Source organism: Shewanella sp. 10N.286.45.A1 (assembly GCF_041470405.1).
Lineage (GTDB): Bacteria > Pseudomonadota > Gammaproteobacteria > Enterobacterales > Shewanellaceae > Shewanella.
In genome coordinates, this window is the sequence record NZ_JBFRMK010000108.1 from 1 (window position 1) to 11,275 (window position 11,275).

Sequence of the window (11,275 nt, forward strand, 5' to 3'; positions counted from 1 at the left end):
TGCCATACTCAACTCCAGGAGCAATCCCCGGTCAGGTAAAGCATTTTCATGAAATGGTTGAAAGCCTCATTTTAGCTCCACGGCGAGACCGAAGTTTTCCCCGAAGGGTAAAGCCTAGGCCTCAAAGATACGCTAGAAATAAAAAATGCCAGTCAGCTTAACTGACCGGCATTACTCCTAAAGGAGCGTCTTGTTAAGATTTTCAGTAGATCATTCTGAACAGTTAGGGTTTTGGGTTTAAAGCGCTAAGAGCAGAAGTGTGTTGCTGCTTATTGGTCGCTTTTGTTGATAATACTAGTTTTAACAGTCGCTGATAATCGATGTTAGTACTCTGTTCGCTATAGGCCGATTGTTGTAAAGCGATAACCATGCTTGATAGCTCAGTTGATTGCTTGGCAATATCTTGCAGAGTCATCGGTTTTGCATATATATCAGCAAAATAAGCTGTTAATGCGTTAATAACAGCGGTTGGGTCTTTCGCTGCGCAGCTGCTTTCAAGTGCTTTACGGCTATTTACTGGCTGTGTGATCTTGTCGTTTTCTACTGGTAGCGAGTTTCGCGGCTGTTGCTTTCTAGCATTTAGCCACAGCATTAATGTCACTAACCACAAGATAGCCAGTATCGCGCTTACCCAAGCCCAGTAGCCTGCGTCTGCATAAGTTGCTGTATTGGTTGCAGTATTGGTGATTGCAGGTTGGTTAGTTATTTCTGTTGCGTCACCTGTTACCACTACTGTGCGCGCTGGCAAAGTTGCATATTGTTGCTGTTTTAGATGCGGATTCCACCATGGGACTTTAATGGCGGGTAACGTATAGGTCCCAGCTTTTGTCGCGACGATAGCGGTTGTTTGCGTCAGTTGCGAAACCATCTGTTTATCACGAACAAACGACTTTCTCTGCGGCTTTTCAGGGTATGATTTAAGTGCTGAAGGCATCGAAAGCTGCAATTCTGGTAAGCTGGTCTCATCGGCATTGGACGCCAACAAGGTTAAGGTTCGAGTAATCGGATCGCCGACTTTATATTCGACAGGTGATTCTGGCCAGTCCTCTTTAAGAACCACTAAGTCAGATACTAACCATTGGCCTTGGTATTCAACAGGTTCGGGATTGATGAGTACCACTGATTTTGGGGCTTGTGTTTGCGTAGGTCTACTTTCATTGAATGAAAACATGCCGCCATTGCGCTTGGCTTGCACCAGTACATCGCCAGAGAAGCTAGCACCGTTGATAGTGAGTTCACCTGGTTGGTCGGCGACAATGGCATAGGCCCGCTCAATGACTCGATAGCGTTTGCCATTGATTATTTCATTACTGTCTTTATCTTCACCAAGTTGCTTTATTTGGGCACCTTGTAACACTGGGGCACTCAGTACGCCTCGTTGCAGTTCAAGAGCAAGAAAAAGCTTAACTCTATAGGTCAGCATTTGCCCGACGTAAGCCTCTTCAGACGATAAGCTCGCACGCATAAAAATATCTTGTTTTTGCTGCGGTTGGCTGTTTCTATCCACCACTGAAAGGGTAATTGGATCTGAGCTGACACCTTTTATCTGAAAGGCCGGAATTGTGATGTTGCCACGAATTTTAGGCGATATCAGTACTTGCCAGCGGGTTTCGTTTCGAGCATCAAAATTCATTATCTGTTTGCTGCGGCTGATACTCGTTCGACCAACAATGAAATCTTTAAGCAGTGCAGAGGTGTTGAGCTCGCCACTATTTAAATCGTCATCCGCAACCACAGTTAATACGAGAGATTCACCTTCGATGACCGGGTTTCGATCAACAGATGCTTGCAAGCTTGTAATCGCATAGGCGGGCGCTGTAGCCGTAATCGCAAGAATAAAGAGTACCAGTATATGTCGAATTACCACTGTTGGTTTTCCTTGGTGTTAATGCCTTGGCGGCGTCGTTTTTGATATTCAAGTTGCATCTTATTACGCAGTAATACTTGTGGATCGTCAGCAATTGCTCTTAAAGCTCTTTCCATTTCTGGTGGTAGTGGCTCATCTGAGGGAGTTGCGGGTACCATAGAGGCGGGTTCATCGCCCTGTTGTGAGTCTTCAGCTCCATTAGGTTGTTGAGCATTAGCTGATTGTGGATTTTCCTGTGACTCATCTTCCGGGGTTTTGTCATCAGACTCTTTGGCTTCCATGGGCGCTTCGTTACTATTAGGCTTATCTTGTTCAGCATCACTCGTGCCACTCTGCTGCGACTCATCGTTAGCATCTTTGCCGGAGTTTGTGTCATCTGACGGTTGTTGCTTTTGTTCTCCCTGACCACTGTCTGAGTCTGAACTGCTATCATCGGATTCTTTATCACTTTGCTGACCGTCATCAGATTGTTGCTCATCACTCTTTTGTTGTTGATCCTCGGAGTTTTGTTTTTCATCTGAATTTTTCTGCTTGTCACCACCGCTTTGAGGATCTTGCTGCTGTTGCTGTTGTAATTGCTTAGCCAATGCAAGGTTTTGCTGTGCGGCGTCCATATCAGGTGCTAACTCAAGTGCTTTTTGATAGCGTTTTTCGGCTTTATCATATTGTCCGAGCTGCATCAGCGCATTGCCTTGGTTATAGAGACCATTGGCAGAGCTGTCTTGTTCAAACCCTGTTAGTGCTTGATCATATTGTCCCGCTTTATAATGAGAGCTTGCCTGCCACTGAGCTTGCTCGAATTTTTGCGCTGCGGCTTCATATTGCTCGGCTTGGTAGTCTTTAGCCGCTTGCTGATCTTGAGTCTGCCACAAATCATCCCAACTGTTAGCATAAACGGGTTGTGTTGGTTGTAAAACTATCAGCAAAGCGACTGTACCAAGTAATCCATGCCTGAAACTGAGAAGGGCTGGCAGCAGCAATAACAGTGCGATATAACCACCAAGATCTTGCCAGACTTCACCTTGTCTATCACTCTCTTTTGTATCTTTAGTGGTGGCTAGCCAATCGACAAGTTGAGTAATATCTTGACCGTCTGCACGTGTTGCGATGACGGTACCATTACTCGCAGTTGCTAATGAGTTCAGTAATCCAAAATCAGTCTTTGCGACAACCACTTGGTTAGCATTGTCCCGCAATAGTTGGCCGTCAGGCAGCTTTATTGGTGCGCCTTGTTCACTGCCGAATGCTAGAATTCCTAACCGATAGCCACTGCCTTTTAACGTCGATTGCGCGGCACTGAGTTGGGAAGGGGAAATCCCATCGGTAAATAAAATCACATCACCACTAATATGTCCGCTCTGACTTAATAGAGATTTAGCATGCTCTAATGCTGCTTCTATATTAGAGCCTTTTGTTGGCATGATACTTGGCGTTAATGTTGGGAGTAGGTTTAATAGCGTGGCATTATCTCGAGTTAACGGGCTGATAGTAAATGCATCACCAGCGTAAGCGACAAGTCCAGTTTCACCTTCTGCAATCGATCCCAGTAGATCTGTTGCTCGGTACTTTGATTGCGTCAAGCGGTTGGGTGAAAGGTCATTAGCATACATAGACAGGGACATATCCATGACAATGACTCGACCTTGTGCTGACTCGTATACTGGCAGTGCTGTTTTTTCAATCGCGGGACCAGAAAGAGCAACAACAGCAATACACCATGCCATTGCAAGGTATGCAATATTATGGCTACGTTTTTTATCAGTGCGACTAAGCAATATGCTTGCTAGGTGAGGGGCTATATATTGATCCCAACTGGAACTAGCACCGTGATTCTTTTTAATAAATATTAACAATATAGCCAGTGGGATGAGCGCTAATAGCCATTCAGGGCGTATAAAATGCATGCTTAACGGCCTCTCGATGGCTGGTTGGATTTGTTGCTAAAAACAGATAGCTGTCCAAGGCTTTTAAATATAGTGAGCAATAACGCTAAGCCTAATGGCCAATAAAACAGTTCTGATTGTGGTCGGTAACTGAGTTGCTCTCGACTAATTGGTTCTAGTTTGTCGATCTCTTGATAGATGCGCTCAAGCTCTTCGGTATTGCGGGCGCGGAAATAGCTGCCACCCGTTTTCTCTGCTATCTGTTTAAGCTGAGTCTCATCTAAATCCATTGAAGGATTAACTCGTTCTTTGCCAAAAAGAGTACGACGCTCCATGACTTCAGCGCCAACACCTACGGTGTATATGGTGATCCCTCTTTTGGCTGCAATATCGGTTGCTTGCCCTGGTGATATGGAGCCTGCGTTGTTAGAGCCATCGGTAAGTAAAATAAGCACTCTATTACTGTTTTCTACTTGGTCAAAGCGTTTAACACCGAGCGCAATAGCTTCGCCTATTGCGGTTTGCCTGCCTACCAAACCTATCTCGGCCTCGTTTAAGTACTGAGCGACTGTACGTCGATCTTGGGTGAGGGGAGATTGTAAATAAGCATGATCTGCAAATAAGATAAGGCCGATGCGATCGCCTTTTCGGCGCTCGATAAATTGGCTTATTACATGTTGAATAAGGGTAAACCTGTCGGTGACTTTGCCGTCAATAACCATATCTTCAATCTGCATGCTGCCTGATAAGTCTACCGATAGCATTAGATCTCGCCCCTTGCTAGGCAACTCTATCGGCTCTCCCATCCATAATGGCCTTGCTACTGCTAGGACTAATAGTACCCACACCAACCAATAGCCCTTAGTTGATGAACTCTGAACTTTATTCGGTATGCTTTGTGCTTCAATATCGCTACCGGGAAGGTAAAGGTGCCCACCTAATTTAGCTTGCTGCTGTTGCTGTTTTTTTCTCAGTAATAGTGGCAGGGGTAACAGCAGTAGTAACCAAGGGAGTGCTAAGGTCAACATTATTTAACCTCCACTTGAGACAGGTTAATAGAAGTCGTTTTAGTGGTTGACAGAGGTAATGCATTTTTTAGCCACAGCTGTGCGCACTGTTTCAAAGCGATAGCTTGTGACTCGGTTAATGGTTGTCGCTGGTAGCTAAGACTGAGTAATTCACACAACTCAGTCGCCGGCTGTTTAACTTGTTGATTAAGCCAATCATGCCACGCGCTGCCTGATAAACTCGCCACCAAATCGCGTTCGCAATAGCTCATTGCCGCGCGTTTTAACACTGCACTGACGTTAACAATATAATTAGCGGCATTAAGGTCGAGTTCAGCAAGCTCAACTAACGCCGCTCGTTTGGCAGCGCTGTGTTGTCGGCGTTTACTCAAGTAGACAAATATCGCAATCGATGACATAAGCGCGATGACGATGAGGATCCAATAGCCATAGGCAATTGGCCATAGACCAATTTCAACAGGAGTCTGAATATCTTGCAGCGATGCTAATGCCGGATTTGCTGCAGGTGTTTGTAGCGCCATCTATCTGAATGCTCCGAGCTGTTGGTTGAGGCGTTTACCTGCATCAATAAAGCGAGTTTCAACGTTTATCTTTTGCATCATATTGGTGAATTCCGCTTTGATTTTTTGTTGACTTTGTAACCATTGCTCATAACTGTGTCTGTCAATAATGCGCTCTTTTCCGCCGTCTTTAACTGGTAGTTGGAAGTGTTTTGGCAATGCAAGATTACCTTCCCGCAACGGGTCGGTAATTAAAAAAGCACCCATATCACAGTGGCGTTTTAGATCTGACAACATGGCTAAACATGCGGGACTAAAGTGGCCACCATCTGAGACTATCCAGATTAGTGACCCTGGCTTGGCAATACGCCTTAAACGCTTACAGGCATTTAGCATGTGCTCGGGATCTGGCTCTTGTTCCAACAGCGAGGTAAGTTGACGCTGATGAAGTTGCTTAATCGCTGAAACTAATTGCAATATTCCCTGCTGACGACTGCGAGGTTTGAGCTCAATATGTTCCTGCTCAGTGGCGATGATAGCGCCGAGCCTGTCGCCATGTAATATCGCGTTCCAGCCCAGCGTGGTTGCAACATGAGCGGCTTGCACAGCTTGTAATAACAAGCTGGAGCCAAAGTACAAGCTATGGCTCAGATCTAACAAGATAATAATTGGCCGTTCTCGTTCCTCGACAAACAGCTTGGTGTGGGCTTTGCCGGTTCTAGCCGTTACGCGCCAATCAATTGTGCGCACGTCATCACCACTTTGGTAATGCCGAACCTCAGCAAACTCCATCCCGCGGCCTTTGATTGCACTTGAGCGGTGTCCGGCCAAATTAGCTTTAGCCTTAGCCCTTTTTTCTGGTAAGGCTCGTGCTATGTTTTGGCATGCGAGTAGCTCTTTTTCAGTGATGTTGATGCCATCAGCGAAAAGAGGCAGATCTGAATTGAGCATTAAGGTACCGCAACCTGAGAAAGAATATGGTTAATCACATCATCTGCTGATATGCCGTCCGCTTGTGCTTGATAGCTAAGCAGTAATCTATGGCGTAATACATTGGGCGCAACCGCTTGAATATCCTCAGGTGAGACAAAGTCGCGCTCATATAGGTAAGCGCGAGCTCTGGCACAGCGCTCAAGCGAAATGGTTGCGCGTGGGCTAACACCATATTCAAGCCAACTTGCAAGTTCGGCGCTATAGGCAGCGGGCTGACGCGTTGCCATTACAATGTCGACGATATATTTTTCAAGTGGTTCTGCGAGGTAGATCTGTAATGCTTGCTCTCTCGCAGCAAAAATATCACCTTGAATAATCGGCGTCATGGTCGGGATTTCTTGCTTTAATGCTTCGTTACGCGACAAACGTAAAATTTCAAATTCTGTTTCTGCACTCGGGTAGTCAAGATTAAGGTGCATCAAAAAGCGATCTAACTGTGCTTCTGGAAGCGGGTAAGTCCCTTCATTTTCTAGTGGGTTCTGCGTTGCCATGACCAAAAATAACTCTGGCAGTGGGTAGCTATTCTTGCCGACAGTCACTTGGTTTTCTGCCATGGCTTCAAGTAACGCCGACTGAACTTTAGCAGGGGCACGATTTATTTCGTCAGCCAGTATTAGGTTATGAAATATTGGACCTGCTTCAAACTCGAATGTGGCAGTTTGAGCACGATAAATATCTGTGCCGGTTAAATCTGCAGGCAATAAGTCAGGGGTAAACTGAATTCGGTGAAAGTCGCCTTCGACACCATCACACAAAGCTTTAACTGCACGAGTCTTAGCAAGGCCTGGAGGCCCTTCTACCAGCAAGTGTCCATCGGCGATGAGCGCTATCAGTAAATTCTCAGTTAATGTCGGTTGTCCGAGAATAACGGTATTTAAGTATTCGCGTAGTGCATGAAATCGACTCAAAGGCATGATGGTACTCAATTTATTATGTATAGAGACTATGGACAACCTCTATGGTAAATAATTCAATTGGGTTTTGGCTAGTGTTAAAAAACAAACAAGTGTTTAAAATTTTTCATTTAAAAGTTAGAATCAGATCACACTTTAATGGTCAGACCTGTTTGTTGGTTATTTTGCAGGTTTCTCAGGGATATAAAAAAGCGAGCAACTTCAAGGGTTAGCGACGCAGAACAAGAGGGCGAAAAATGAGTGAAAGACAGCAATTAACTAACGCTAGAGGTGAACGAATCGCGATTGTATCGGGATTAAGAACGCCATTTGCTAAACAAGCGACCGGATTTCATGGCGTATCTGCTTTAGATATGGGCAAAATGGTCGTTAATGAACTAATTTCACGTTCAGAACTGGACCCTAAACTGATTGAACAGCTTGTATATGGTCAAGTTGTACAAATGCCTGCGGCACCCAATATAGCGCGTGAGATTGTTTTGGGTACTGGCATGGATATCAGTACAGATGCCTATAGTGTCACTCGCGCCTGTGCAACCAGCTTTCAATCAACGGTGAACGTTGCAGAGTCAATCTTGACCGGTAATATGGAAATAGGTATTGCAGGCGGTTCAGATTCATCTTCAGTATTACCAATCGGTGTCTCTAAGAAGCTCGCTCATGCGCTGGTTGATCTGAATAAGGCACGTAGCTTTGGCCAGAAGTTATCAATTTTCCGTCGCTTAGGTTTAAAAGACCTATTGCCAGTGCCGCCAGCTGTTGCTGAGTATTCAACTGGATTGTCAATGGGACAAACAGCCGAGCAGATGGCAAAAACTTATAATATTAGTCGTGCTGATCAAGATGCATTGGCTCATCGCTCTCACACGTTAGCGACTGAAACATGGAACGCTGGTAAGTTAACCGAAGAAGTGATGACGGCTCATGTGCCACCGTACAAAGCATTTATCGATCGTGATAATAATATCCGTGAGAACTCTAAGCTTGAATCCTACGCAAAACTTCGACCAGCGTTTGACCGCAAACATGGATCGGTTACAGCGGCAAACAGTACTCCGTTAACCGACGGTGCATCTGCGGTATTGCTAATGAGTGAAGGCAGAGCTAAAGCGTTAGGTTATACCCCAATTGGCTATATTAAGAGTTATGCATTTACTGCCATAGATGTGTGGCAAGATATGCTAATGGGACCATCTTATGCCACGCCAATGGCACTTAAGCGCGCGGGTATGGAATTAGAAGATCTGACGCTAATTGAGATGCATGAAGCGTTTGCAGCACAAACATTAGCCAATATGCAGATGTTTGGTTCGAAGAAATTTGCCGAAGAAAAACTGGGTCGTAACCGCGCGATTGGTGAGATCGATATGAGCAGATTTAATGTATTAGGCGGTTCACTTGCTTATGGACATCCTTTTGCTGCAACAGGTACACGACTGATCACTCAAGTTTGTCATGAGCTTAAACGTCGTGGTGGCGGGACGGGTCTTGCGACTGCATGTGCAGCAGGTGGTTTAGGCGCAGCAATGATAGTTGAAGTGGAGTAATCGAAATGGAAAAGACATTTAATTTAGCTCGCCGAGAAGATGGTATTGCCATATTAACCATGGACGTACCAGGTGAGACCATGAATACGCTGCGCAGTGAATTTGGTCCTGAGATCAGTGAGATGCTTGCCGAAATAAAGCAAGACAGCAGTATAAAAGGTTTAGTGTTAGTTTCTGGCAAGAAGGATTCTTTTGTAGCTGGTGCTGACATATCAATGTTAGATGCATGCGAAACTGCAGTGGATGCTAAGCTGCTTTCTCAGCAGGGGCATGTGGTTTTTAATGAGTTGGAAAATTTATCTATCCCAGTCGTTGCTGCGATTAATGGTGCATGTTTAGGCGGTGGGTTAGAGTTAGCATTGGCATGTCATCAACGAGTTTGTAGCTTAAATAGCAAGACAATGATGGGCGTACCTGAAGTACAATTGGGTTTACTGCCTGGCGGTGGTGGTACTCAGCGTTTACCGCGTTTGGTCGGCATACCAACGGCATTAGATATGATGCTAACGGGTAAGCAGATTAGACCTAAACAAGCGATAAAAATGGGCTTAGTCGATGATGCGGTACCTGAGTCGATATTAATGCGCACCGCGATTGAGATGGCGTTAGCAGGTAAACGCACTGCTAAAAAGAAAAAGCAGTCATTTATCAACAAAATGCTTGAAGGTACCAGTGCAGGCCGAAATATTATTTTTGATCAAGCTGGTAAACAAGTCGCTAAGAAAACCCAGGGCAATTATCCTGCTCCAGCCAAGATCATCGATTGTGTTCGTCAAGGTATGACTAAAGGCATGATTAAAGGTTTAGAAGTGGAAGCAAGTCACTTCTCTGATCTCGTTATGTCGAAAGAGTCTGAAGCTTTGAGAAGTATTTTCTTTGCAACGACTGAAATGAAAAAAGAGACTGGCGCTGGCGATGTTGAACCTCGTAAAGTCAAAAAAGCGATGATCTTAGGTGGCGGCTTGATGGGCGGTGGTATTGCTTCTGTAACGACCACTAAAGCAAAAATTCCGGCTCGGGTTAAAGACATTAGTGAGACTGGTTTAAGTAACGCGCTATCGTACGCATACAAGTTGCTCGATAAAGGCGTTAAGCGTCGCCATATGACACCTGCTGTACGTGACAACTTAATGGCGTTAATGACGACAACGACAGAGTATAAAGGGATTAAAGATGCCGATATCGTCGTTGAGGCAGTCTTTGAAGATCTGTCGCTTAAGCATCAAATGGTCAAAGATGTAGAGCGGGAATGTGGTGAAAATACCATTTTCGCTTCAAATACTTCATCGTTACCAATATCGCAAATTGCTGAGGCGGCAACTCGCCCAGAAAATGTCATCGGTTTGCACTATTTCTCTCCGGTAGAAAAAATGCCTTTAGTCGAGGTCATTGCCCATGAAAAAACTTCTGCCGAGACGATTGCAACAACGGTTGCATTCGCACGCAAGCAAGGCAAGACACCTATTGTGGTTCAAGATGGCGCAGGTTTTTACGTAAACCGTATTCTGGCTCTTTATATGAATGAAGCTGCACAGCTGTTGTTAGAAGGGCAGAGTGTTGAGCATTTAGATAAAGCTTTGGTGAAATTTGGTTTCCCAGTCGGACCAATGACACTGCTTGATGAAGTTGGTATAGATGTTGGTGCCAAAATTTCACCTATTTTAGAAGCCGAACTCGGTGAACGCTTCAAGGCACCATCGGCATTTGATAAGTTGCTAGCCGATGACCGCAAAGGACGCAAAAATGGCAAGGGCTTCTATCAATACGGTAGTAAGAAGAAGGCCAAAGAGGTGGACAGCAGCGTATACACTGTACTCGGGTTAACTCCGGGTCAAAATAGTGATGCAAGTGAGCTTGCTCAGCGCTGTGTGGTGCAAATGCTCAATGAAGCGGTAAGATGTTTGGAAGAGGGTATTATTGCCTCGGCTCGAGATGGTGATATTGGTGCGATATTTGGGATTGGCTTCCCGCCATTCTTAGGGGGGCCATTCCATTACATTGACACGCTCGGTCCTGCTAAGTTGGTGGAGATCTTAAGTGGATATCAATCTCAGTTTGGTGATCGCTTTGCGCCTGCAGAATTGCTAAAGCAGATGGCTAATGAGCAGAGCTACTTCTTCAAATAATGCTTAAATAATCTCAAAAGCGTCAAAAAATTAACAATGCGGCTACATTTGGCCGCATTTTTTATGCTTAGTGGCAATAAATTGACTAAAAAACACTCTCTTTTAGGTTTTAGAGAGGATATAATGCCCAGCTTGAATGGTTTTAAGGTATGGACACTGACTTATTTGATGTGAGGTGTAGGTAAGTGGTATTCCCAATTGTTTTATTTTTAGTTTTATCTAGCTTTCTACTTGGACAGGCTGCTTTTAATGCTGGCTTACCGGTTAAACGCTGGGTTGTTGCTGGTGCATTATTGGGACCAGCAGCATATCCGTTGTTTAATTCGCATAAGCAACTGGCTTATCGTAAAGCGATGGGCAAGCAGGGCACATTCATTAACATGTGAACAGCTGTAATGAATACAAACAAAAAAAGGA

General features: G+C 44.9%; 9 protein-coding genes and 1 pseudogene. 4 read left to right on the forward strand and 6 right to left on the reverse strand.

Annotation, left to right across the window (positions count from 1 at the left end; genetic code table 11):
- Positions 1 to 161: pseudogene (locus tag AB4238_RS09310) on the forward strand (IS4 family transposase); the annotation flags it as partial.
- Positions 162 to 223: 62 nt separating this feature from the next.
- Here the strand turns inward: AB4238_RS09310 and AB4238_RS09315 are convergent.
- The 6 genes from AB4238_RS09315 to AB4238_RS09340 are packed head-to-tail and all read right to left on the reverse strand — an operon-like array spanning position 224 to position 7,185.
- The gene (locus AB4238_RS09315) at positions 224 to 1,867 is read right to left on the reverse strand and encodes a BatD family protein (RefSeq protein ID WP_372033139.1); all 1,644 of its coding nucleotides are present in this window, start codon (positions 1,865 to 1,867) and stop codon (positions 224 to 226) included.
- Entirely contained in the window at positions 1,861 to 3,771 is a 1,911-nt protein-coding gene (locus AB4238_RS09320) for a VWA domain-containing protein (RefSeq protein WP_372033141.1), read from the reverse strand. Before AB4238_RS09320 ends, AB4238_RS09315 begins: the two co-directional genes overlap by 7 nt.
- Before the next feature lie 2 nt (positions 3,772 to 3,773).
- A complete protein-coding gene (locus AB4238_RS09325) occupies positions 3,774 to 4,778 on the reverse strand; it encodes a VWA domain-containing protein (protein WP_372033144.1) in 1,005 nt (334 codons plus the stop codon).
- Positions 4,778 to 5,299: a DUF4381 domain-containing protein gene (locus AB4238_RS09330; RefSeq protein WP_372033147.1), complete on the reverse strand. Its 522-nt coding sequence runs from the start codon at positions 5,297 to 5,299 to the stop codon at positions 4,778 to 4,780. The genes AB4238_RS09325 and AB4238_RS09330 overlap by 1 nt, the downstream gene beginning before the upstream one ends.
- The gene (locus AB4238_RS09335) at positions 5,300 to 6,229 is read right to left on the reverse strand and encodes a DUF58 domain-containing protein (RefSeq protein ID WP_372033149.1); all 930 of its coding nucleotides are present in this window, start codon (positions 6,227 to 6,229) and stop codon (positions 5,300 to 5,302) included.
- Positions 6,229 to 7,185, reverse strand: a complete 957-nt coding sequence (locus AB4238_RS09340; protein ID WP_371994375.1) for an AAA family ATPase — start codon at positions 7,183 to 7,185, stop codon at positions 6,229 to 6,231. The genes AB4238_RS09335 and AB4238_RS09340 overlap by 1 nt, the downstream gene beginning before the upstream one ends.
- A gap of 236 nt (positions 7,186 to 7,421) precedes the next feature.
- Here AB4238_RS09340 and fadI point away from each other — a divergent pair, with 236 nt between their 5' ends.
- The 3 genes from fadI (at position 7,422) to AB4238_RS09355 (ending at position 11,244) form a co-directional block, all read left to right on the forward strand.
- On the forward strand, positions 7,422 to 8,732 hold the full coding sequence (fadI, locus tag AB4238_RS09345; protein ID WP_372033151.1) for an acetyl-CoA C-acyltransferase FadI: 1,311 nt from the start codon (positions 7,422 to 7,424) through the stop codon (positions 8,730 to 8,732).
- Between the two features lie 5 nt (positions 8,733 to 8,737).
- Positions 8,738 to 10,858, forward strand: a complete 2,121-nt coding sequence (gene fadJ / locus AB4238_RS09350; RefSeq protein WP_372033153.1) for a fatty acid oxidation complex subunit alpha FadJ — start codon at positions 8,738 to 8,740, stop codon at positions 10,856 to 10,858.
- A gap of 185 nt (positions 10,859 to 11,043) precedes the next feature.
- Entirely contained in the window at positions 11,044 to 11,244 is a 201-nt protein-coding gene (locus tag AB4238_RS09355) for a hypothetical protein (RefSeq protein WP_372033155.1), read from the forward strand.
- Positions 11,245 to 11,275 lie beyond the last annotated feature (31 nt).

Coding starts and splice junctions, on each gene's coding strand:
- AB4238_RS09330 (WP_372033147.1), bottom strand. CDS start 5,299: ATGGCGCTACAAACACCTGCAGCAAATCCGGCATTAGCATCGCTGCAA.
- AB4238_RS09340 (WP_371994375.1), bottom strand. CDS start 7,185: ATGCCTTTGAGTCGATTTCATGCACTACGCGAATACTTAAATACCGTT.
- fadI (WP_372033151.1), top strand. CDS start 7,422: ATGAGTGAAAGACAGCAATTAACTAACGCTAGAGGTGAACGAATCGCG.
- fadJ (WP_372033153.1), top strand. CDS start 8,738: ATGGAAAAGACATTTAATTTAGCTCGCCGAGAAGATGGTATTGCCATA.
- AB4238_RS09335 (WP_372033149.1), bottom strand. CDS start 6,229: ATGCTCAATTCAGATCTGCCTCTTTTCGCTGATGGCATCAACATCACT.
- AB4238_RS09320 (WP_372033141.1), bottom strand. CDS start 3,771: ATGCATTTTATACGCCCTGAATGGCTATTAGCGCTCATCCCACTGGCT.
- AB4238_RS09325 (WP_372033144.1), bottom strand. CDS start 4,778: ATGTTGACCTTAGCACTCCCTTGGTTACTACTGCTGTTACCCCTGCCA.